The sequence below is a fragment of the Caballeronia sordidicola genome (assembly GCF_002220365.1).
In the GTDB taxonomy this organism is placed as follows: Bacteria; Pseudomonadota; Gammaproteobacteria; order Burkholderiales; family Burkholderiaceae; genus Caballeronia; species Caballeronia sordidicola_C.
The window spans coordinates 131,537-155,008 of sequence record NZ_MTHB01000063.1 but is presented as its reverse complement, the minus strand read 5'-3'; the positions used below and the strand labels follow the sequence as shown (position 1 = coordinate 155,008).

At 61.2% G+C, this 23,472-nt stretch carries 17 protein-coding genes and 1 pseudogene; 9 read left to right on the top strand and 9 right to left on the bottom strand.

Annotated elements, in window-relative coordinates; all coding sequences use genetic code 11:
* Positions 1 to 740 precede the first annotated feature (740 nt).
* The 4 genes from BSU04_RS45320 to BSU04_RS11410 all read left to right on the top strand — a co-directional run bounded on the left by BSU04_RS45320 (position 741) and on the right by BSU04_RS11410 (position 6,001).
* Positions 741 to 962: a hypothetical protein gene (locus tag BSU04_RS45320; protein ID WP_144021198.1), complete on the top strand. Its 222-nt coding sequence runs from the start codon at positions 741 to 743 to the stop codon at positions 960 to 962.
* Positions 963 to 1,498: 536 nt separating this feature from the next.
* Complete coding sequence (locus BSU04_RS11420) at positions 1,499 to 4,717, top strand: multidrug efflux RND transporter permease subunit (protein WP_089160708.1); 3,219 nt, start codon at positions 1,499 to 1,501, stop codon at positions 4,715 to 4,717.
* A 293-nt stretch (positions 4,718 to 5,010) separates the two neighbouring features.
* On the top strand, positions 5,011 to 5,313 hold the full coding sequence (locus tag BSU04_RS11415) for a hypothetical protein (protein WP_089160758.1): 303 nt from the start codon (positions 5,011 to 5,013) through the stop codon (positions 5,311 to 5,313).
* A 49-nt stretch (positions 5,314 to 5,362) separates the two neighbouring features.
* Positions 5,363 to 6,001, top strand: a complete 639-nt coding sequence (locus BSU04_RS11410) for a VC0807 family protein (protein ID WP_089160707.1) — start codon at positions 5,363 to 5,365, stop codon at positions 5,999 to 6,001.
* Between the two features lie 156 nt (positions 6,002 to 6,157).
* Here BSU04_RS11410 and msbA read toward each other — a convergent pair whose 3' ends face one another.
* The 5 genes from msbA to BSU04_RS46410 all read right to left on the bottom strand — a co-directional run bounded on the left by msbA (position 6,158) and on the right by BSU04_RS46410 (position 11,214).
* Complete coding sequence (gene msbA, locus BSU04_RS11405; RefSeq protein ID WP_179258295.1) at positions 6,158 to 7,876, bottom strand: lipid A export permease/ATP-binding protein MsbA; 1,719 nt, start codon at positions 7,874 to 7,876, stop codon at positions 6,158 to 6,160.
* 289 nt (positions 7,877 to 8,165) lie between these two features.
* Complete coding sequence (locus tag BSU04_RS11400) at positions 8,166 to 9,455, bottom strand: O-antigen ligase family protein (RefSeq protein ID WP_089160705.1); 1,290 nt, start codon at positions 9,453 to 9,455, stop codon at positions 8,166 to 8,168.
* Complete coding sequence (locus BSU04_RS11395; protein ID WP_089160704.1) at positions 9,452 to 10,588, bottom strand: glycosyltransferase family 9 protein; 1,137 nt, start codon at positions 10,586 to 10,588, stop codon at positions 9,452 to 9,454. Before BSU04_RS11395 ends, BSU04_RS11400 begins: the two co-directional genes overlap by 4 nt.
* A gap of 28 nt (positions 10,589 to 10,616) precedes the next feature.
* Positions 10,617 to 10,874, bottom strand: coding sequence for a hypothetical protein (locus BSU04_RS11390; protein WP_179258292.1), 258 nt, complete (start codon positions 10,872 to 10,874; stop codon positions 10,617 to 10,619).
* Positions 10,858 to 11,214 carry a hypothetical protein gene (locus tag BSU04_RS46410; RefSeq protein WP_179258291.1) on the bottom strand — a complete coding sequence of 119 codons (357 nt, stop codon included), beginning with the start codon at positions 11,212 to 11,214 and terminating at the stop codon, positions 10,858 to 10,860. Before BSU04_RS46410 ends, BSU04_RS11390 begins: the two co-directional genes overlap by 17 nt.
* A 456-nt stretch (positions 11,215 to 11,670) precedes the next feature.
* Here BSU04_RS46410 and BSU04_RS11385 point away from each other — a divergent pair, with 456 nt between their 5' ends.
* Complete coding sequence (locus BSU04_RS11385; RefSeq protein WP_089160702.1) at positions 11,671 to 12,438, top strand: glycosyltransferase family 2 protein; 768 nt, start codon at positions 11,671 to 11,673, stop codon at positions 12,436 to 12,438.
* Here BSU04_RS11385 and BSU04_RS11380 read toward each other — a convergent pair.
* Positions 12,407 to 13,504 carry a glycosyltransferase family 4 protein gene (locus BSU04_RS11380; RefSeq protein WP_089160757.1) on the bottom strand — a complete coding sequence of 366 codons (1,098 nt, stop codon included), beginning with the start codon at positions 13,502 to 13,504 and terminating at the stop codon, positions 12,407 to 12,409. The genes BSU04_RS11385 and BSU04_RS11380 overlap by 32 nt on opposite strands.
* Before the next feature lie 11 nt (positions 13,505 to 13,515).
* Complete coding sequence (gene dnaE, locus BSU04_RS11375) at positions 13,516 to 17,076, bottom strand: DNA polymerase III subunit alpha (RefSeq protein WP_179258294.1); 3,561 nt, start codon at positions 17,074 to 17,076, stop codon at positions 13,516 to 13,518.
* Positions 17,077 to 17,316: 240 nt separating this feature from the next.
* On the opposite strand from dnaE, the gene BSU04_RS11370 reads away from it, so the two are divergent.
* Positions 17,317 to 18,237, top strand: coding sequence for a sulfurtransferase (locus tag BSU04_RS11370; RefSeq protein ID WP_089160700.1), 921 nt, complete (start codon positions 17,317 to 17,319; stop codon positions 18,235 to 18,237).
* A gap of 105 nt (positions 18,238 to 18,342) precedes the next feature.
* Positions 18,343 to 19,245 carry a tRNA glutamyl-Q(34) synthetase GluQRS gene (gene gluQRS, locus BSU04_RS11365; protein ID WP_089160699.1) on the top strand — a complete coding sequence of 301 codons (903 nt, stop codon included), beginning with the start codon at positions 18,343 to 18,345 and terminating at the stop codon, positions 19,243 to 19,245.
* An 81-nt stretch (positions 19,246 to 19,326) separates the two neighbouring features.
* Here gluQRS and BSU04_RS11360 read toward each other — a convergent pair whose 3' ends face one another.
* Complete coding sequence (locus BSU04_RS11360) at positions 19,327 to 20,856, bottom strand: DEAD/DEAH box helicase (protein ID WP_089160698.1); 1,530 nt, start codon at positions 20,854 to 20,856, stop codon at positions 19,327 to 19,329.
* A 22-nt stretch (positions 20,857 to 20,878) separates the two neighbouring features.
* Between BSU04_RS11360 and BSU04_RS11355 the strand changes: the two genes are divergently transcribed.
* Positions 20,879 to 21,142, top strand: a complete 264-nt coding sequence (locus BSU04_RS11355) for a hypothetical protein (RefSeq protein ID WP_089160697.1) — start codon at positions 20,879 to 20,881, stop codon at positions 21,140 to 21,142.
* Between the two features lie 381 nt (positions 21,143 to 21,523).
* On the opposite strand, the pseudogene BSU04_RS11350 reads toward BSU04_RS11355, so the two are convergent.
* Positions 21,524 to 21,869, bottom strand: a pseudogene (locus BSU04_RS11350) (transposase); the annotation flags it as partial.
* A gap of 531 nt (positions 21,870 to 22,400) precedes the next feature.
* Between BSU04_RS11350 and tssA the strand changes: the two are divergent.
* On the top strand, positions 22,401 to 23,447 hold the full coding sequence (gene tssA, locus BSU04_RS11345; RefSeq protein WP_144021197.1) for a type VI secretion system protein TssA: 1,047 nt from the start codon (positions 22,401 to 22,403) through the stop codon (positions 23,445 to 23,447).
* Positions 23,448 to 23,472: the final 25 nt, after the last annotated feature.

The following is a 23,472-nucleotide window of genomic DNA, read 5'->3' as shown; positions in this document are numbered from 1 at the left end:
TCGAGCATTCGCAAACCGCACGGTCAAGAGCGATTTGCAAGTCTGCTTCCTGGGCCATCCGCGCCGGGTGTCCTTCCTTCTCGCGAGATAGAAACAGGTAATAACGACGTTATCGCCGCCTGCTTTATTTCAACAATATTAATCCTTATTGAACTCTGCGAAGAGAAGATTCTTGATTAATCACGCGTTTAATTTCTGCAGAGGTATTTGTTGATCACTGCGGAATGCCGAGACCCCGATTCGGTATTAATTATTATTGATAACGTTGATCAACGGGAATTTATCGGTATGTTTTATCGAAACAATACTGCGGCAATTCAAATCGCCAGCGGTGAGACATCCTAAATTAGCACGCACGATCGGTTTATCGTTTGCGTCACTACCTCTCTCGTTCACCCGCCGAACAGACGTAACGTGGCAAGGCGTAACGTCGGAACGGCAGTCCACGCGCATGATCGCCATTTGACGCTCTCCAAAAACTTTCTGTCCCCCGCCAGACATTGTCAGCAAAGGGCCGGTAGCGTTTCCCCGGAACGGGGCATCGTGTGGCACGACTCATGCGTGAAGCCCTGCGTGCCAGACATTGACCAGTGTCACGGCGAAGCGGCTCTTATTGAACTTGTCGGGGCCGGATTTTAGTGAAGCACGAAGCCGTACCGGCTTTACAACGCATATAAAAGCGTTGAACCGGATGGCAATAACCAGCGACCGCAAAAATGACGGCGCTACCGGGAAAAATAATGAATCACCTACTCCTAGAAACCGATCTCGCGCATCTGGAACAGATAATCAACCGGATTGCATCAAGTCACGGGTTGTCTCTATCATATTGGCGAAACCGTGTTGATTCCGTATTATCGATGAGCCTCATGCCGGCGCAGCGCAAGCGCATCGGCCATATAGATGCCGTCATTTCAATGCTGGAGCAAGCGGCTTCGAGCAAGACCTCCCGCTTTGGCTGATGAATGATCCAGGTTCGACAGGCCGGGAACGACCTGTCGACAATCATTTATCAAGATTGACTGGTTTTGAACCTGATCGCCCGCAACGTGCACGCTCGAATATCACATTTAATAATAGTCTATGCCTCAAAGACATGATCCCCTCACCTTTCAATATTAAATAATAATGAAAATTACTTTGATCAGCGAGAATCGCCGGTGAAAAGGGGTCTCAAAGAGGTCGTTGGTTAATAATGCTGGACACAATTATTTTAAGTTTTTAAGATCACTCCGCTGACACGTGGACAAAGCCAACACGAACCACACAGTCGCCAAGTTTCAAAGCTCGCTTATCGAGCGATAACGATCCCGGCGCAACGATCCCGGCGCAATAATCTCGACGCAACGTTTCGCCACGCAAGATTGGCGTAATTCCGGATAGGTTGTCACTGGCGGTCAAGGCGGTAATGACCCGGCATTCCGGCCACGACGACCCTCGATGAAGATCGGCAATCCCGGTAGCCTTCAATAAACCTCATTGAATTATCAGGACCCGCGTGCCGTCTTTTTTCATCGATCGTCCGGTTTTTGCGTGGATTGTTGCCCTGGCCATTTTCGTGGCGGGTGCACTGGTCACGCCCTTTCTGCCTGTCGCCCAATATCCGCGGCTGACACCGCCGCGCATCGTGATTGACGCGATGTATCCGGGCGCATCGCCAGAAAGCGTGGACAACACGGTTGCGAGCGTGATCGAAGAAAGCCTGGACGGCGCCGAAGGCTTGCAATACTACGAAACCACCAGCGACAGCCTGGGCGAACTCGAGATCGCGGCCACGTTTTCGGCGGGTACCAACCCGGACATCGCCATGGTCGATGTCCAGAACCGGATGAAGCAGATCGAGTCACGCCTGCCCCAGCAAGTCGTGCAGCAAGGCATCAGCGTCTTCAAGTCGACGGGCACATTCCTGATGCTCGTCGCGCTCACGTCCACTGATGGACGCCGCGATTCCGTGGAACTGAGCGACTACGTCAACCGCTATATGCTGCGCGACCTGAAGCGCGCGCCGGGCGTTGGCTCAGCCGAATTGTGGGATGCCGGAGAGGCGTTGCGGGTCTGGATCGACCCGATGAAACTGCGCGAATACAACCTCGCCGCCGCCGATGTCACGCAGGCCATCGCAGCGCAAAACGCGACGGTCACGGCCGGCACGCTCGGCGACGTGCCATTCGTCACCGGCCAGCAATTGACGGCGTCGGTCACGGTCAGGGGGCAATTGATCTCGCCGGCCGAATTCGGCGAGATCGTGCTGAAAGCGCGCACGGATGGATCGGCTGTTCGGTTAAAGGATGTCGCGCGGGTGGAACTGGGCCGCGACAGCTACGCGTCGTTTTCGCGGCTGAACGGCAAGTCAGCGGCAACGGTCGGTATCCGGCTCTCACCGCAAGGCAACGCGATGGAAACCTCCGGCGCGATCCGCGCGAAGCTTGCGGAACTGTCGCGTAGCCTGCCGCCGGGCACGGCCGTGGAGATTCCGTTCGACAGTTCCAAGTTCGTCCACGTCGCGCTGCACGAAGTGGCGCTGACACTCTTCGAAGCCGTGCTGCTGGTGTTCCTGGTCATGTGGTTATTCCTGCGCGACCTGCGTTATGCGCTGATACCCACCGTGGTCATTCCGGTTGCGTTGACCGGCTCGCTGCTGGCGCTTTATGTGCTCGGCATGTCGATCAACGTGTTCACCATGTTCGCGATGGTGCTGGCGATCGGGATCCTGGTCGACGATGCCATTGTCGTGGTCGAGAACGTCGATCGCGTGATGCGCGAAGAGGGTCTTGCGCCACGCGCGGCCACGCGCCGGGCGATGCAGCAGATGGGCAGCGCGATCGTCGGTATTACCGCCGTGCTGACCGCCGTATTCGTGCCGATGGCGTTTTTTCCCGGCAGTGTCGGCGGGATTTACCGGCAGTTCACGGTCGCGATGATCGCGTCCATTCTCGTGTCCGCGTTCACGGCCCTTTCACTGACGCCGGCGCTGTGCGCGACCCTCCTGAAAGCGCCACCGCGGAGTGCCTTGCGGCATGGTGCTCACGGATCGCATGGCTCGCGCGGTTCACACGAGGCCAGTAACCGTTCGTTCGGCTTCACGGCGGCCTTCGACTGGACCTCGCGGGGATATCGCGGGCTCGTTGCACGTGTGCTGCGCCGCGCGGGTCCCATGTTCGTGGTGTATCTCGTGCTGGCCGGCGCGTGCGCAGCGCTCTATCTGCATATGCCGGGCGGCTTCTTGCCTCAGGAAGACCAGGCGCAGCTCCAGGTGATGGTGCAATTGCCGGCAGGCGCTACGCAGGCCCGCACGCTCGCCGTCGTCGAGCAGGCGGAAGCGATCCTGAAACGCGAGCCGGCGGTGGCGAACGTGACGAGTGTGGTTGGCTGGAGTTTCCAGGGCAGCGGCCAGAACGTGGCCATGTGTTTTGTCGATCTGAAGGACTGGTCAGCGCGGGACGCCGACGCGGCCACGCTGCGCGACACGCTGAACCGCTCGCTCTCGAAGATCATGGATGGCGACGTGGCTGCCCAGATGCCGCCGTCGGTGCCCGGCATGGGCCATTCGGAAGGGTTTGTGATGCGGCTGGAAGATCGCGGCGGCATTGGCATTGCAGCGCTGAGCGCCGCACGCGAACAACTCTTCCAGCAGGCTCGCAACAATCCCGCTTTCGCCGATGTGCACTCGGAAGCGTTGCCGGACGCGCCGCGCATCGTACTGGACGTTGACCGCGCGAAGGCTTATGCGCTGGGCGTTTCGTTCGACAAGATCGGCGACGCGCTCGGGAACACCTTTGGCTCGTCGTATATCGACGACTTCCCTTCGGGCGGCCGTATGCGCCGCGTGATGGTCGCCGCCGACGCGTCGTCGCGCATGACCGAAGACAGTCTCATGAACCTCTCGGTGCGTAATGCCGCGGGGCAGATGGTGCCGTTGTCGTCCGTGGCGGCGCTGCACTGGACGACCGGACCGACGGTCCTCACGCGCTATAACGGTTCGCCTTCACTCGATGTCAGCGGCCGTCCCGCCAACGGCATCAGCTCCGGCGCGGCGATGGCCGAGATGGAGCGGCTCGCGCAAGCGCTGCCGGTGGGCGTGGGTTTCGACTGGACCGACTCGGCGCTTGAAGAGACGCGTGCCGCGCGCCTGACGCCCATCCTGATTGGCTTGTCGCTACTGGCCGTGTTCATGGCGCTCGCGGCGCTTTACGAGAGCTGGACCATTCCGCTCGCGGTGCTGACGATCGTGCCGCTGGGCGTGATTGGCGCAGTGATCGCGATGCTTCTGCGCGGCATGCCGAACGATGTCTACTTCAAGGTCGGCATGATCACGGTGATTGGGTTATCGGCGAAAAACGCGATCCTGATCGTGCAGTTCGCGCGCACCCTGTACGCCGATGGCGCGCCGTTGAAGGACGCAATTGTCGCGGCGGCAAGTGCGCGCTTCCGGCCGATCGTGATGACATCGGCGGCGTTTTTGTTGGGCGTCGTGCCTTTGCTCGCGTCCAGCGGCGCCGGGGCGGAGAGCCGGCGATCGATCGGGACCGGCGTATTCGGCGGTGCTATTACAGCGACCGTGCTGGGGCTGGTGTTCACGCCGCTTGCGTTTTATATCGTCGTGTCGGGGCAACGGTTTATTCAAGACCGCGTGAGGTCGATGACACGGGAGAAGGTCACGGCAGACGTAGAGTCCGAGGCGCCGCGTCGCGACGTTCAAGGCTCGCAAGAGGGATAGCGAAGAGGAATAGCGGAGAGGGATAGCGGAGAGGGATAATTTCGCGCGCTTCGGGGGTGGGTTCTGCCCTTGACGGCGCGAGCGAGATCACGAGCGAGATCACGAGCGAAAATCATGTGCGAAAAGCATGAGCGAAAGCGCGCTACGTGGAGACAATCGCTGAGCCTGACCCGATGCGCCGCCTCCAGGCGCCGGCACTCCCGCTCGACCTTTGCAGCATCCCCTTTCCCCCGATCCGTTTCACCTATGATGGCGACATCTCGCGTGCTTTCACGCGTGTCGGGAGGCAGGTCATGCAATTTCCAGCGGGATCAGTCCAGGCACTCAGTTCGGCCGCATCGACGGTGTTCTCCATTGGTATCGTGTTCCTCGGTTATTGGGGTATTCATGAGGGCTCGCATTGGCGCTCAGGCGATGTCTGCGTCGCCCTGCTGGCACTCGCCGGATTTGCATGCCTGGGTTCGGTGCCCTGGCTCGCCACGTCACCCACACAGCGCCCAGACGATGAGTCCCGCTTGCGGCTCGCACGTCACGCGTTTTTGGGCGGCGTAGGCGCGCTGTGGCTGGCGATCATCGTGTCCGTGTTCACGCAATGAGGATCGCTCGCGCCGTGCTGTCCCTTCTCTTTTTCAGCACCCTTTCGCCATGAAGATACGCGCAGGTCTTGTCGTTGAACTCGGAGTCAATCTCGTATTGCCGTGGCTTGCGTATCGGCTCGCGTTGCCGCATTGGGGCGAGCTCGGCGCGCTGTACGCCTCTGCGGTGCCCCCTGTCGTCTGGAGCCTCGTGGAGTTCGCGAGAACCCGTCGCGTCGATGCCCTCAGCGTGCTGGTCCTGCTCGGGATCGCGCTGTCCGTCGTACTGATGGCGCTCGGGGGCAGTCCACGGTTGCTGCTGATGCGTGAATCGATGGCCTCCGGTGCTATCGGCATCGTGTTCCTGCTGTCCCTCGCAATGCGGCGTCCGCTCACCTTTTACCTCGCTCGGGCAACCGTCGCGCGTGAAGGCGAAGGTGGCGCGGCACGCTTCGAAGCGCTCTGGGATGAGCGTCCTGCGCTGCGTCGATCGATTCGTCTGATGACGGCCGTTTGGGGTCTCGGCCTGACGGGCGAGAATGCGCTTCGAAGCTGGCTGGCGTGGCACTGGCCGATCGAGCGTTTCCTGGTCGTTTCGCCGTTCATCGGCTATGCCATCTATGGCGCGCTCACGGTATGGACGTTGATGTATCGCAAGAAGCTGCAAAGACGCGCGACGGCCACTCCAACGGCGGCTGTTCGTCCATAGTGCAATGGATCGCCCTGGCCTGCGGGGCTGGATAACGCGCGGCGGGTTCGCAAACCCGTTCGTTCATAGCGGAGCGGGCGCCTGCACGCTCCCCAAAACAAAACGCGCCCGTAGCCGTTCCGACCAGGGGCGCGCATCGATTAAAACGAAAAAGCGTCAGGCTGCCTGCTGCTGATACTGGATCCGGTGAAGGTTTGCGTACAGCCCGTTCTGGCGCAGCAATTCGGCGTGGCTGCCGTGCTCCGCGATTTTCCCGGCGTCCATCACCAGAATCCGGTCGGCACGTTCAATGGTCGAAAGGCGGTGCGCAATCACCAGCGTCGTGCGCCCCTTCATCAGTGTTTCCAAGGCTTCCTGCACGTGCCGTTCGGACTCGGAATCGAGCGCGGACGTCGCTTCGTCCAGGATCAGAATAGGTGCGTCCTTGTAGATCGCCCGAGCAATTGCCAGCCGCTGCCGCTGCCCGCCCGACAGGCGCATGCCATTGCCGCCCACGCGTGTGTCCACGCCCTCGGGCATGGCCGCGACGACATCGGCGAGATTCGCCGCAGCCAGCGCCGCCATCACCCGCTCGCGATCCGGGGTCTGGCCGTACGCAACGTTGGCCGCGATCGTGTCGTTGAAGAGCACGACGTCCTGGCTCACCATCGCCATTTGTCCGCGCAAATCGTGCAGGCTGTACTCGGTGAGCGGCACGCCGTCGACCAGTACTGCGCCGCTGGCGGGATCGAAGAAACGAGGCAACAGGTTGACCAGCGTGGTCTTGCCGCTTCCCGACGCACCGGCCAGCGCCACCATTTCGCCGGGAGCGATCTTGAACGAGATCGCATCGAGCGTTGGCGTCCCGGTCGATCCATAACTGAACGACACCTCCCGGAACTCCACCTCACCGCGAGCGCGCTCGAGCGGCCGGCCGCCGCCTTCGGGCTCGGCGGGTTCATCGATAAGACCGAAGATCAGTTCCGCCGCCGTCATGCCGCGCTGCAGCGGCTGGTTGATATCGATCAGGTGCTTGAGCGGCGAGATGACCAGCAGCATGGACGTGACGAACGCCACGAACCCGCCGACGGTCGTCTGGTCGTTTGCCGACTGCACCACGGCGATGGTGATCACGATCGCGAGCGCAATCGATGCCAGGAACTGCGTGAGCGGCTGCGCGAGACCGCCGGACACCGTCATGCGCATCTGGTAACCGCGCAGGCGATTGCTCATTTCGGTGAAACGGTCGTTTTCGTAGCGCTGACCGTTGTGCACCTTGACGACCTTATAACCGCCAACGGTTTCTTCCACGATGTACGACAGTTCGTTCGTCAGCAACTGCGACTCGCGATTGAGCCGCCGCAACCGGCGATTGATCTTGCTCACCAGCCAGCCGATAGCCGGCAGGATCACCGCGATCACCAGCGTCAGCCGCCAATTGAGGATGAACAGGTAGCCGAGCAGGAACACAACAGTCAGCGAGTCGCGCACAAGTGTGACGACTACGCTCTGGAGCACGTTGAGGATCTGGTTCACCTCGAACACGATGGCGTTGATGATCGTGCTGGCCGTTTCCCGCTGGAAGAAACCGGCGCTGGTGTGAATCATCCGGTCGAACATCTTCAGACGCAGTTCGAGCAGGATCTTGTTGGTGACATAGGCCAGCAAGTAGCCTGACGCGTACTGCGCGCCGCCCCGCACGACGGCCAGGCCGACCACGGCGGCCGGCACGATCCACTTGGCGTTGGCGCTGCCTTTCGCGCCAAAGCCATGATCGAGCAGCGGCTTGAGCAGCATCGGGATTCCGGCCTCACTCGCGGCGACGAAACCCATGGAGATCAAGCCCAACGCGACAATCCAGATCAGGGGACGGATGTACGGCCAGAGCCGGCTCATCACGGCGGCCGGCGACGTGGTCTGCCCGCTGCCGATCGTCTTGCTCAAAGTTGGCTTCTGACTCAAAAGGTTTCCTTAGTCGTGGATCCGGGGTGGGAAGGCGGGCGGAGCAGGACTGACCCTGCTCTTGGGGCGGCTCTGAGCGCGCTGAACCCCGCCGACACGGCAAACCGCTATTGTAATGCGCCGGACTCTCTTGTCTCAGTAAGAGGCGCAGTAAGAGGCACAGTGAGAGGCACGGCAAGAGGCACGTCCCGGCGAGGGCCGCAGCAGGGTTGAAGTCGTGCCGCTACTGCTGCGACAAAGCGCGTCGCGCCGGCGCCACCCTCCCCGCCAAGCGCTCGCCGCGACCGAGCAGGAACCCTGAAAAACACCAAAAGGCAAGCGCGGTGGTCTGCCACATGAAGTCGTCGGTGAAATTCTTTGCAATCATTCCGATGACCAGCGCCATGCCCGCCGCACTCAGCCAGGGCACCACATGCCGCAGCCGCCAAAATCGCCGGATCAACGCAATCAGCAACGCAGCCTCCAGCACCACGCCCACTATCCCCGTCTCCAGCCACGTATTCAAAAACAGGTTGTGCGCATGCGTGAGCGCCTGGGGTTCAGTCTCCAACAACGCAGGCGGTATTTCGTTTTGAAATACCCGCCCCGGCAACGGCTTGCCGAAACCAATGCCCGTCCACGTATGCGACTCCCCTTCCCGGCCGTAGAACGCCCACAGTTTGGGACGGGTATCGGAAGACATGACGTCGCCAATGCCTGCCAGCGCCTCGGGTACGTACATCTGGTCCCCGCCTACCTTCAGCTCCCGTGCAGCAGGTTTCGGCATGGAATGGCCGTAACGCAGCCGCGCGCTCAATTCGAGCGTGCCGATCGCCGCCACGCAGATCACCGCCACGCACACGCCCGCGACCAGTACGTGTTTCCGGTACAACGGGTAACACGCAATCACGAGCGTCACGGCCGCGGCCGGCCAGAAGAAACGGTTGAGCGTTGCCAGCCCAATGACCAGAGCAAGCACCAGCCCGCTCAGGCCGATCGGCCACCAGCGGCGGTTCAGCATCAGGCCGGTGAAGAGCGTCATCGAAAAGATGACAAGCGTGCTCGTGTGGCCAACGCGGTTGTAATAGTGGAGAAGGAGGTCAGTGGGATTCGTGGGAGGCTGCAAACGGCCCCAGTAATACAGGCTGCCGGCGGCCAGCAGCACGCAGGCCACCCAGTTTATCAACACCATCCGCTCGGGCTTGGTCGTGCGCGTGCCCATTAGCCAGAACGCGAAGAACGACACCAGCGGATACAACACTTCGTCGAGCCAGGCGTGCATGCTGTCGCGCGGATATGGCGACCACGCGATGGACGCAAGCGCCCACGCACTCCAGGCCACGATAGGCCACAGCAGCGGCCAGTGCAGCGGCGACGGCCGCGCCGAAGAACAAGCCGCGGCGATCGTGCCGATACCCACCAGCACCAGCGCCATGTTCTCGAGCGCAGTCATGTGGGCAAACATCGCGACAAACATAATCACTGGACACGCCACCCACAGAACGCGTTCCACCTGCTTGCACGTCTTCGTCATTGCACTCCCGGAAGGACCGCCTGCAAGCTGTTGCAGACGACCTCAAGCGAAATAAATCCCATGCAGTCCGCATGGTCACCGCGCCATGCGACGCACGTTGTCGCGTTGCGGTCACAGCGGCGAGCCCAAGCCACGTGCCGTCTGAAAATATTCGGTTCGTCGCGGCACGGCATGTCCGCGATAGTAACCGGCATGAACGGCGCATCGCGCCAGTAATTTCCCGCGCCATGTATCAGCGCGTTACCGGGGCCGAATAATGTAACCGTCGGCACGCCGGTCAGACGCCCGAGGTGTGCCACGCCCGTGTCGGGACAGACGATCGCCCGCGCGCCGGAGAACAGATGCCACACCTGTCCCAGATCGATCCGGCCCGCGAAATTTGGATAGCGGGCATCGGGATCAATGGCATCGATCAGCGCCGTCTCGCTCGGGCCGCCACTCCACACAGGCGTGAAACCCCGTGCTTCGACGAACGCCGCCAGTGCTTTCCAGCGGTCATCGGGCCAGCGTTTGACCGCCGTGCTCGCACCCGGATGTAACACCACGTAAGGACTTCGCAACACGCGCGCGTCAGGTTCTGAAAACGCGGCGGGCGCAGGCGCCGGCCAGTCGCTCAGCCGATACGGCCGCGGCGGCGGCCCCGCCACCAGTTCGGTCGCGAGATCCGCCCATGCTGCGGCCACGTCGGGATACGGCACTGCTTCGTCGAGCGGCGCATTTTTCCAGGCCGGCGTGTCCGCAGCATGCCCGACGATCCAGCGGCACCCCGCGGCCAATGCAAGCCACGCGTGTCGATTATCCCCGGCCACGATACCGAGATCGTACGGCCCCGAACGCAGCACCGCATTGACCGAGCGGAAATCGCGCGGATCGAAGGGGATGACTTCGATGCCAAACGGCCTGCCCGCATAGAGCGGCACGATCGGCTTGGGGCAGGTCAGCACGATCTGCGCGCCAGGATGCTGTGCGCGTAGTTTCGCGACGAGCGGCGTGAGTAGCAGCGTGTCGCCGAGCAGCAAATGGTGCGCGATCAGGATGCGCTTCAAGACTTGAGGCTTGCGGCGCAGCGGCTTCAACGCCAGCCGGGGCAACGCGCGAGCGAAGATGCGCACGCGTCCGGAAAGTCGGCTCATCGGGTGGCGTTCCTACGTTAAATCCAGATTATGCCGGTTGGTCGCGCTGAGCCCGGGTTTTCCGCGTTTTCATAGCCTCCATGCTACAAGATCGGCCGCAATGATGGCGTCGATCGGCAGGCTGGATTTTGACATCGGCGAACACGGCGCCTAGGTTCGCCAGCGCCAGCAACGCGTCCGGTTCCACCAGGAAATCGCGATGCGGAACCGCCAGGACGATCAGATCGGCGGGTTGCAGCGCGTCGAAACCGGTCAGCGTCACGCCGTATTCATCGAATGCTTCCACCGCATCCGCAAGCGGGTCGTGAAGCTGTGCCCGAGTACCGCGCGGCAGCGCCGCTGAGCGGGCTGTCGCGGCCACTGTGAGTACTTAGCATATCGAAGCGGCCTTGCTTGAGAATGTGGCGCATGTGCGCAGCGTTGACGTCGGCGCCTGAACGCATGGTCGTGGTGTGGACTGTAAAGCCTTCCGCCCGAAGACGCTCGCCGTGCCGCGCACCCGCCACGCACACAAGTTCGAGCGTATGACCGCGTTCGCGCCGCGCGAGCATCTCCTTGAACGTCCGATGTTCCTGACCGCCCCACCCGTTGGACGATTCGCTGTGTAGAATTCTCAGCGGTTTCATTGCTATGGCGAACTCCGAGTGAATCTTGATAGTCTCAAGGTGAATGGCGCCGAGCGCTGGATTCCGGGTTGCAGACCCTGCGTTTCGTCTGTTTCTCGCGCTGTTTAGTGAGCTGATTCTCGTGCGTCAGGCCGCGGGCGTGTACGTGCTCGCGTTCGCGTCTTTTCCGGCAGCGGATTCGGACTCACGGGAATTCACGGCTGTCAGCGGTTTCAGGTCCGTGGCGCTGGCAACCAGAGCATGCGGCCACTGGTCTGGTATAACGGTGGCCGGGCGGCCAAGATTGATGCGCAACGCGTCTGGCGTAAATTCACCCGGCCTCGCCAAGCCCCGCACGCCCTGTTATGGACGAGACAGCGCAACGAGACAGCGACACAGCGACTATAGACGCAGCATTCACCGCTGAAACTTTTCGCATCAAATTCTAGCAATTCGCATACCCCACGCTTAAGCCCCATGACTCGTCCAACGCTCGGTATTGCCCTGATTACCTTCAATGCAGCCGCGCGCCTCGCGCAGTGTCTCGAAGCAGTTTCCTTCGCCGATGAAATCGTCGTGATCGACGGCGGCAGTACCGACGCAACTGTCGGCATCGCGGAGGCACATCGTGCGCGCGTGATCGAGGCCCCCGACTGGCCGGGGTTCGGGCCGCAAAAAAATCGCGCGCTCGATGCGCTCACGACGGACTGGGTGCTGTCCATCGACGCCGACGAAGTGGTCTCGCCGGAATTGGGCGCCGCGATCCGCGCGGCGCTTGCGAAGCCGCAAGCCGAGGCCTACGCGGTCGACCGGCTGTCGAATTTTTGCGGGCAATGGGTGCGGCACAGCGGCTGGTATCCGGACTGGATTCCGCGTTTGTTCAAACGAGGCACAGCCCGTTTCTCCGATGACCTCGTGCACGAGCGGCTGGTGCTGACGAACCCGGGCGCAACCAGGGTCGCGCGTCTGCAGGGCAAGCTGATGCACTATTCCTACGAAGACTTCGAGACCGTCCTGCGCAAGCTGGATAACTACTCCACGGCCGGCGCCCGACAACGCCACGCGGCGGGCAAACGCGGCAGTTTGGGCACTGCGGTGCTGCGCGGAGCGTGGGCCTTTGTTCGTACCTACGTTCTGCGACGCGGTTTTCTCGACGGCCGCGCGGGTTTCATGATTGCCGTGTTCAATGCGCAGACCGTGTATTACCGCTTTCTCAAGCTCGCTGAGCTGAACCGGATGCGCTGACCGGCAGGTCGGCAACGACGCCCCCGGCGAGCGCCAGCAACGACGCAATGTGCGCGGCAATGCTGGTGTCGTAGAGAATGGATGCCACCGACACCTTGGTATTTTTCGCATCCAGTGCGCGCCGGACGGCGTGCCGCAGGCCATCTGCATCGCCCGGCTGGAAGGTAAATTTCGCGTCGTCCGCAATCGCGCTGCAACAGCCTACGCTGGTTGGGAAAATCACCGGCGTACCGCACATCACGGATTCGATACCGACCAGCCCGAACGGCTCGTACTTCGAGGCAAGCACAGTGAAATCCGCAGCCCGATAAGCGTCCTCTATATTTTTTGCGTAGCCGATATAGCGCACCCGCTCCGAGGTCTGCGCGGGCGGCCGCCCGGCCACCGCGACCACCACCGGCAAGGCGCTCTCACGCAGCGCCGCCTCGATCAGCGGCAACCCTTTGCGCTCGTGACTGCTCGACGGAAACAGCAGCACGATTTCGTGATCGGCGAAACTAAATTGCTTGCGCAACTCAGCGCGTGTGTTGGGCGGTGCCGGAGAAAATTGCGTGCCATCCACGGGTGGATAGAGGACATGGATTTTTGTATCCGGCACGTTGTACAGCGAGCGCAATTCGTCGCGCATCATTTCCGAGTGCGCGACGATCACACTGGCTTGCTGGTATTGCAAACGCTCCAGCGCGATCTGGCGGCTGTCCGAGCGACGCTCGTGCCGTCCGCTCGCGGCGAGAAAGCCGATATGCGTACCGCCGCAAATCGCTATTTCGGAGGACTCCACACGATTGCAACCAATCAGCAGATCCACCCGCGCTTTCTTGCGCGCCCGTTTGAGCGCCCAGTTGTAATACGTGTCGCGCAGCTTGGAAGGCAGGAACGACACGTTGATCCGGCGCGCATCGACCATCTGGCTTTCCGGCTGCGACGTATCAATCTTGCGCGCGAAAAACACCGGCTTGCGCTCGCCGGTGAATCCGGCCGCATTGAGCCCTCGAATGAGGTCGAGCGCGTAACGTTCAAGTCCACCGCTTAGTTTCAGCGCGTTGCTGGAGATGGCGACTTTCATCCCGGCGCGCATCAATACACGATTTCGATTGAGCTTCCCGCGAATTCGCCGCGCAACGCCGTGATGAGGTCGTCGGTCGGCTTGACGCGCCAGGCGTCGCCGAGCCGTACTTCGCCCTCCGCATGCTCGCTGCGATACACAATGCTCACGTTCAGGCCATTCGGGATCTGCACGGGCTGCCGCTGCCCGCGGCCGCCATCACGATCACCGCCTCGCGAGCCTCCACGTAACGGTGCCTGCACCGCCGCCGGCGCGGCCGCTTGCTCAGGGGGTGCGCTATGCGCTTCCAGCACTTTCTTCAGCCGCAGTGCGTCGGCGTTGCCGTTCATCTCCACCTTCACCGCCTGCGCATAGCGGCTGCGTGAGCGTTCGAGATCCATTGCCGCTTCCACCGTGAAGCGAATGCCGCCGGTGAACGCGTCGTTACGCGCCTGGCCCTGCACGACCAGCAACTCGTCTTCCTTGTAGAGCGCCTTGTTCGCTTCGAACTGCTCGTTGTAGACGGTCACTTCGCACTGGCCGGTGCCGTCGTCCAGATTCACGATCAGCATCTTGCCGCGCTGGGTCATCTGCGTACGCATGGTGGTGATCACGCCTGCGACAAGCTTGTCGCGCCCTTCCTTCAATTCGCCAATCTTCTGGCGCACGAAGCGCCGCACTTCGGTCTTGTAGGCGTCGAAGAGATGGCCCGACAGGTAGAAGCCCAGCGCGCTCTTCTCCTCCTGCAAACGCTTCTTGTCCGACCACATGGGTTCGTCGAGAAGGTCGTGGCCTTGCTGCGGTTCGTCGCCCATGTCGAAGAGACCGGACTGCATGGCGTTGGCCGCGGCTTGATCGGCCGCCTCCATTGCAAGCGGCACGGATGCGATCAATTGCGCGCGGTTTTCATGCAGCGAATCGAATGCACCGGCACGGATCAGCGCTTCCACCGTGCGCCGGTTCACCATGCGCCGATCCACCCGCATGCAGAAGTCGAAGAGATCGGTGAACGGCGCTTCTTCCCGCGCGCGCAAGATTTCTTCGATAGCGCTCTGCCCGCTGCCCTTCACCGCGCCCAAACCGTATCGAATGGTCTTAGAGCGGGTGCCGTCAGCTTCGGCCACCGGCTCGAACCGATACGCCGACTGGTTGATGTCCGGTGGCAACACGGCCATCTTGTTGGCCAGGCAATCCTCGAACAGGATCTTGACCTTGTCTGTGTCGTCCATGGCGAGCGACATATTCGCCGCCATGAATTCGGCCGGATGATGCGCCTTGAGCCATGCCGTGAAATACGCGAGCAACGCGTAAGCGGCTGCGTGCGACTTGTTGAAGCCGTAGCCCGCGAACTTCTCCATCAAGTCGAAGATTTCGTCGGCTTTTGCTGCGGTCAGTCCATTCTTCGCCGCGCCCTGCCGGAACAGTTCGCGATGCTCGGCCATTTCCTCGGCCTTCTTCTTGCCCATCGCGCGACGCAGCAAGTCGGCGCCACCGAGCGAGTATCCGCCGATAATCTGCGCCATCTGCATCACCTGCTCCTGATAGACCATGATGCCGTAGGTCTCTTTCAGGACGGACTCAACACGCGGATCGGGATACTCAACGATCTCCCGGCCGTGCTTACGTGCGCAGAAGCTCGGGATCAGGTCCATTGGGCCTGGGCGATATAACGCCACGAGCGCGATGATGTCCTCGAAGCGGTCAGGCTGTGCATCCTTCAGCATGCCCTGCATGCCGCGGCTTTCCAGCTGGAACACTGCCACCGTGTTCGCTTTCTTGAGGATCTGGAACGAGGCGGGGTCGTCGAGCGGAACCTGCGACAAATTCCAGTCTTTCTTCGACGGATCCAGACGGCGGATGTACCGTTCGGCCCAGTCCAGAATGGTGAGCGTGGTCAAGCCCAAGAAGTCGAACTTCACCAGCCCGACCGCTTCCACGTCGTCCTTGTCGTACTGGCTAACCACACCACCGTCCTCGCCCTGCGTATAAAGCGGGCAGAAGTCCGTGAGCTTGCCTGGCGCGATCAGCACGCCGCCCGCGTGCATGCCGACGTTACGCGTCAGCCCTTCCACGCGCTGCGCAAGTTCGATCAGCTGATGCACTTCGTCTTCGTTGTCGAAGCGTTCCTGCAGCGTGGGCTCTTCCTTCAACGCGTCCGCGATGGTCACGTGCTTGCCCGGCTTGAACGGGATCAGCTTCGCGATGCCATCGGTGAACATATAGCCCAAGTCGAGCACCCGTCCGATATCGCGTACGGCCGCCTTTGCCGCCATCGTGCCGAAGGTTGCGATCTGCGATACGGCGTCCGCGCCGTATTTCTGCTTCACGTATTGAATGACGCGATCGCGCCCTTCCTGACAGAAGTCGATGTCGAAGTCAGGCATCGACACACGGTCCGGGTTCAGGAAACGTTCGAACAGCAGGTTGTATTTGAGCGGGTCGAGGTCGGTGATGAACAGCGCGTACGCGACCAGTGAACCCGCGCCCGAGCCACGGCCCGGACCGACCGGCACGCCATTGTTCTTCGCCCACATGATGAAGTCGGCGACGATCAGGAAGTAGCCCGGAAAGCCCATGCCGATAATCGTCTTGCACTCGAATTCCAGGCGCGCGTAATACGTCTCGCGCTGCGCTTCGCGCGCGGCTTCATCGGGATAAAGCTGAACCAGCCGTTTCTCGAGACCTTCCTTCGACAAATGCACGAGGTAGTCGTCGAGCGACATGCCATCGGGTGTCGGGAACAGCGGCAGTTTTGGCTTGCCGAGTTCGAGCTTCAGGTTACAGCGCTTCGCAATTTCGACCGTGTTGGCCAATGCCGACGGAATATCCGCGAACAACGCGCACATTTCCTCTTGCGTGCGGAAATATTGCTCGGTCGTAAAGCGCTTCTGACGCCGCGGATTCGCAAGGATATCGCCCTCTGAAATACATACGCGGGCTTCGTGCGCCGTGAAGTCGTCCGGGGTCATGAACTGCATGGGGTGCGTGGCGACTACCGGCAACTTGAGCTTCGCGGCCAACGCGACAGCCTGTTGAATATAGGTCTCGCCACCCGGTAATGCCGCGCGCTGCAATTCGATGTAAAACGCGCCTGGAAAGAGCGCAGCCCAGCGCCCGGCATGACGCTCCGCCGCCTGATCATTGCCGGCGGCGAACGCCATGCCAATATCGCCATACTGCGCGCCCGAAAGCGCCAGCAAGCCTTCAGACAATCCGCTTTCCAGCCACTCGTACTCGACTTCCGCGCGGCCGCGATATTGATTCGTCAACCAGGCTTTCGACAGCAACTCGCAGAGGTTGAGATAACCGCGCTGGTTTTTCACCAGCAACAGCAAACGCGCGGGTTTGTCGCGATCTGCAGGATTGGTGATCCAGACGTCGCAGCCGGCAATGGGTTTGACACCCTTGCTGCGCGCTTCCTTGTAGAAACGGACGAGGCCGAAAGCGTTGCCGAGATCGGTCAGCGCGAGCGCGCCCTGAGCGTCCTTGGCAGCGGCTTTAACGACGTCGTCAAGGCGCACGATGCCGTCGGCAATCGAGAATTCGGAGTGAACACGAAGATGGACAAAGCGGGGATCTGACATGAACGATATTGTACATGCGCCTATTCGCGAAATTCGCCCCGAAGGCTGCGTTAGCCGTTCGGTCAGGGCTAATCCAAGCAGGATGAAAAAAGTGCCGCATCGGCGTGGGGTCATCGGCCGATCGGTCGAGTCGGAAGCGCACGCCGTTTGCGGGATAATACGGATTCGGTGAACGCCCCAGGCGCTCGTCCGAAACCGCTTTTTCCTCCGGCAACGCCCGTTTTCCAGCACTTTAAGAGCATTTGCGTCATGAGCATCGTCAACCTTTCCGCCTATAAGTTCGTGACCATCGAGAGCGGCGCCGACTGGCGTCCGCTGATCGTCGACCGGTGCGCGGCACTCGGCCTGCGCGGCACGATCCTGCTCGCGCCAGAGGGCATCAACCTGTTTGTCGCGGGCGAGCCGGAGCAGATTGGCACGTTCATGGACTACCTTCGTACGGATCCGCTTTTCGAGGGCAAATTCGCCGATCTCCAGTTCAAGGAAAGCGTGTCGGAGACGCAGCCGTTCGGCAAGATGCTCGTCAAGCTGAAGCGCGAAATCATCACCATGAAAAAGCCGGCGATCCGGCCCGAGCTAGGCCGGGCGCCATCCGTCGGCGCGGCGACGCTGAAGTCGTGGCTGGATCGTGGACATGACGACGAGGGCCGTCCCGTCGTCATGCTCGACACGCGCAATGCGTTCGAAGTCGATGTCGGCACGTTCGATCAGGCGCTCGATTACCGCATCGCGAAATTCAGCGAGTTTCCAGGTGTAATCGAGGAGCATCGCGCGGATCTCGAGGGCAAGACAGTGGTGTCGTTCTGTACGGGCGGGATTCGCTGCGAGAAAGCGGCAATCCACATGAAGGAAGTGGGCATTGACCACGTCTATCAACTCGAGGGCGGCATTCTCAAATACTTCGAGGAAGTGGGCGGCGCGCATTACCACGGCGAGTGTTTTGTATTCGATCACCGGACGGCGTTGAATGCCGCGCTCGAACCGGCGGCGATTGCGCAAAACAGCGAGGACCGAACGGCATCGGCCACGCCCGGCGCGCCGGCCACGGAAGACGATGCCGCCGATACCGCCGATGCCGACGATACCGACGATACCGACGAGGCGCACGCCGCGATCACGGCAGGCGGCCAGGCGTCGTTCCCCGGCCCGAACCATGGCCGGCACGAATAGGATGCGCACGCTTCCGGCATGCCAGCGGTGCACGACCTTTCGCCGCGCGCCCCGCGCTGATCTGATGACCGCGTTGCAACTCAAACTCACGGGTCGGCGGGCGGGATGAGCCCTCAACCAGGCTATCGGGGCCGTTTTGCGCCCTCACCCACGGGGCCGCTGCATTTCGGCTCGCTGGTGAGCGCGCTGGCGAGTTTTCTCGATGCACGGGCTCATCGCGGAACGTGGCTGGTCAGGATCGAAGATGTCGACGGTCCGCGCACGGTGCCGGGCGCGGCCGTGGAAATTCTGGACACGCTGGGCAGGTTCGGCATGTTTTCCGCCGAATCGCCGGTATGGCAAAGCCAGCGTGAAGTTGCATATCAGGGGGCCTTCGCGCAACTACTGGCCACCGGCTTCGTGTTTCCATGCGGTTGCACGCGTCGCGAAATAGTCGATTCCCTCGCTGACAGCCACACCCGCCATGCCCGACACGCCACGCTGGCTTATCCGGGCACGTGTCGCAACGGGCTGCAGGGAAAACCACCGCGCGCGTGGCGCATGCGCGTTCCAGACGGCGACGCCGCCGTTCTGAGCTTCAAGGATCGCTGGCAAGGGATACAGACGCAGGACTTGGCAAGCGAAGTCGGTGATTTCGTACTCAAGCGCGCTGATGGAGAGTGGGCGTATCAACTGGCGGTAGTCGTCGACGACGCGGATGCCGGCATCACGCATATCGTGCGCGGCGCCGATCTGCTGGACTCGACCGCGCGCCAGATTTATCTGCAGCGCTGCCTGGGCGTTGCAACGCCCACTTATCTGCACGTGCCCGTCATAGTGAACGAGCACGGCGAGAAACTCAGCAAGCAAACGGGTGCGACGGCGCTTGATACCGCAGCCCCGCTGGTTGAGTTGACGCAAGCGGCGAAGCATCTTGGTCTACGCCCGTCCCCGGCCGGTTCGCTCGAAGCGTTTTTCTCCGATGTAACGGCGCAGTGGGCAAAGCGGTTTGCGATTCTAGGGCGTTGAAAATAAAGCGATGCAAACAAAAAAGCGGCATCTCTGCCGCTTCATCGTTCTTTCACTGGCCTTGACAACCAGCCGATAACCTCAAGACCCCGAAGGCGTTCTCCGTGGCATACCGAGGCCGCCGAGCAGCGCAGCCAGCGGCTGGCGCGGCGTGTTCTTGCGTTCGGCTTCTGCAGCGGCGTCGTCCTGCGTTTTTCTCGTCGATGCCGCCGACGGCTCGTACGGCTTCAGGAAGAAATCGTCGATAGGTTGCTGACGCGAATGCGAACGCTCGAACGACGTCGAACGACGACGCGGCTCCTCGCTGCGCGCATGCCGATGCTCACCGCGCTCCGGCCGCCCCGAGCGCTCTTCGCGACGTGGAGCGGAAGACGATTCGCGCCGCACCGGCACGTCGACCTTCAGCACCATGACTTCCAGCGGCCGCTTGATCAGCTTTTCAATATCGGCGAGTTGCTTGCGCTCGTTCGGGCTGCACAACGACAAAGCGTCGCCTGTTGCGCCCGCGCGACCCGTACGGCCAATCCGGTGAACGTAATCTTCCGCGCTGAACGGCAGGTCGAAGTTGATCACTGCCGGCAAGTCGGTGATGTCCAGACCCCGGGCAGCCACATCGGTTGCAACCAGCGCCTCGATCTCACCCTTCTTGAATGCGTCGAGCGCCTGCATCCGCTCGCCTTGCGTACGGTCGCCGTGAATCGCCGTCGCAATAATCCCGTCCTTCTCCAGCACGCGCGCCAGCCGGCTCGCGCCGATCTTGCTGTTACAAAACACCAGCACCTGTTTCAGGCCGCGCTCACGAATCAGTTGTGTCACGGCACCAGATTTATCGCTTTCCGGGACTTCGAAAACGATCTGCCGCACGTTAGCGTTCGTGGAATTGCTGCGCGCGACTTCAATGGTTTGCGGATTGCGCAGATAGGTCGCTGCAAGCTTCTTGATTTCGCCCGAGAACGTGGCCGAAAACAGCAGCGTCTGACGGTCCTTCGGCAGCAAATTCAAAATGCGCTGCAGATCCGGCAGGAAACCCATGTCGAGCATCCGGTCGGCTTCGTCGAGAACGAGAATCTGCACCTGGCCAAGATTCAGCGTCTTCTGCTGAACGTGATCGAGCAGGCGTCCAGGCGTGGCGATCAGAATTTCAACCCCGCGCCGCAGCGCTTCCGATTGCGGGTTCATGTCGACACCACCGAACACGACCGTGCTGCGCAACGGCGTGTGCTTGGAATATGCCTGCACATTTGCGGCGACCTGGTCGGCGAGCTCACGCGTTGGCGTGAGAATCAGCGCGCGCACCGGATGGCGTGCGGGCGATGCACTCGTGCTTGCCATGGGCAGCAGGCGCTGGATGATCGGCAGCGAAAAGCTCGCCGTCTTGCCCGTGCCCGTTTGCGCGGCGCCCATCATGTCGCGGCCAGCCAGCACCACGGGGATAGCTTGCGCCTGGATCGGCGTGGGGATCGTGTAGCCGGAATCGACCACCGCGCGCAGGATGTCGGCGGACAGGCCGAACTGGTCGAACGTGGGCACGGGACCGGGCACCGCGGATTCTGTGGCGCCCAACTCGAGCGCGGCAGCGGGCGTGGCAGGACTCGCTTGAACTTCAGGCATGGCAGGACTCGCTTGAACTTCAGTGCTGGAATCAGCCCCGAGTGCGGCGTCGGATGAAGCGGCGGACGGGTTCGTGGCGACGGAATCGGGCATGGTGACTTTGGTGGCTTTCGCTTTCGCTAAAAATGCGCCGGAGCGGCGCGCGAGCGGTCATTCCACCGCTCATGGACATCGGATGAAGAAGAACCGCATGTTTCGTCGATGCAACCGGCAAACGACGATCAACGCGCGGACTTCGAACTCGCAAGGCTTCGACCTCTGCGAATTTCTGCCTGATCCGGTCTGATGCAACCGGACAGCGTAGTACATATGGCTGGTACAAACAGCTCAAACGGCCAGTTACAAGGTAGCAAGCGCATGCTGCGCTGCCTTTAGGGCACCTTTAGGGCACCTTTAAGGCAAATAGCCAAGGTATGAAACAAATCATGGCAAGCAATATGAAAGCACATTGGCCTGCTGTCGTCCCGCCTGCTGCCGTGGCGCCGGGAGCGCCGGAAAGCCGACTATTGTAGCACTCCGGTGCTTGCGGCCATGCGCTGATCGTATTGACGGCAGACAGGCCGCAAAGCCCGGCCGGGCGGGCTTTGCGGCCTGTAACAAGGCGACGGAACAGGCTATTGCTGAGTTCGCACCTTTGAAATGCGTGAAATACGTTCGCGGGCTACGGGTCACGGCTCTTGCTGAACGTCGAATGGCCCCAAGCCGTTCCTTGCATCGGCAGGCAGACGAACCACCGGAACAACATGTTGCAGGAAATTTGTTCCATCCACGTGCGCTCGCTACGATTCGAGCACGACACCTGCACCCGTAGTGCCCGCGCCAGCTTCTCCGGTGCAATGCATGGCCGACCACCTCTCGCGTCAGTCTCGTACATCCGCGCAAACGTCGTCCCTGCGCTTAAGCGCAAGATTGAGCCGGCTGCGAATCGGGCGCAATGAATGGTCCTTCGGCACAAAATCAATCAGCTCCAACAGTGTGAATATCGACTCGGTAAAACCATCGGGCCCGCGCAGCCGTTGCGGCCCGCTCTCATTGACATCAATTCAACAGTTACGCCTTTTGAGTCGACGTTAAGCACGATATGCCGGAATTGAGATTCGGGGAGAAACATCAACTGAATAGTTTATTTTAGCGCTTGCCTTCAACGATAATTGTGAATAACCAGAAGCAATCATTAAATCGCCAAGTCATTTTGCATGCCGAATTGAAACAGTGCGCTCATGCGGCTTGCATTACCAAAACAATCGCATTAATATCACCTCGAACTAATTATTACGCATCCTACTACTTCGCATCCAATACGAATCGTTTTACCCACGCCGCCACGCGCATCGGCTTGCAAAAACACGCCTGTTGCAAAGACGTTGACTCAAGAAACGTCTCAATGCATCTGAAAAAGCGCTGGATTAACGAATAGGAATAGCCGGCGGGGCTTGAAAAAATTGTGATCTTAAAATAGTGAATTAAGAGATGACGAATTAAGAAGTATCCAATTAAGTCTTAAAAGAGCGGCTTACCCGATTAACGGCGGCGACGAAATAGACGTGGAAAAGCTTATGGAATACGCAGCGGTTCGCGCCTCAAACGAGCCAGCCCCGACGCACCCGTGCGGCGCCAATCTTGAGTACGACACGGCGTTCATCGAATTGCAGCAGGCGGCGATCAGCAAGCGCGAACAACAGTTTGGCGACGCCGTGATCGCAGCCGTCCCGCCCGACTGGCGACAGGTGGAGCGGCAAGCCACGCGCCTGCTCGAACGCACCACTGACCTGCGCGTGATCGCGCTGCTGACGCTTGCCTGGACGGAGATCGACGGGCTCGCAGGCTACGCGAACGGTCTCGCGCTCGCCGCTGACGCGCTCGAGCGGCACTGGGACGAGGTTCATCCGCAAGTCGAATCAGCCGGTGAATCCGACCCCATGGCGCGCGTCAACGCGCTCGCGTCGCTGACCGATGCACAGACGCTTGGAGCCAGCCTGCGCAACGCCACGTTGCTGCATGTGCAAACCGGCGCCATCACGTTGGGCGACGCCGCTACGTTGCTTGCGAACGGCACAACACGCACGATCCTGCCCGCTCCGCTCGAAGACGCTGCGGCGCTGCGCTCGGCGCTCAAGGCCGCGCATGCCGAGCTTGGCATCGTCCACACGCTGCTCGGCATGATCAAGCGGACCGAGTCGCGCGTCGCCACGATGCTCGATGCATCGTGGGTGCCTGACTCGAGCGCCGTAACCGGCATGTTGCGCATCGTGGCCGAGGCCATGCGCGAGCCGGAAGCGGCGGCGTCCGGGCGCGCAGAGCACATCGAACCTAACGGACAACGTTTCGGACAACGTATCGGAGAACGTTCCGAACCGGCGTTCGTGCCGGTGGCGGCCGCACAAACAGGCACGCTCGGCTCGCGCGCCGACGCCGTGCGCGCGCTCGATCAAGTCTGCGCCTACCTCGAAGCCGCGGAGCCCGCGCATCCGGCGCCGCTCTTGATCCGGCGGGCCCAGCGCCTGTTGCAGATGAATTTCCACGACATCGTCCGCGACATGGTGCCCGAGGCCCTGCCGCAGATCGAAGCGCTTGCCGGCCGGACTGGCTGAGCGCGACAACGCAATCAACCGACAA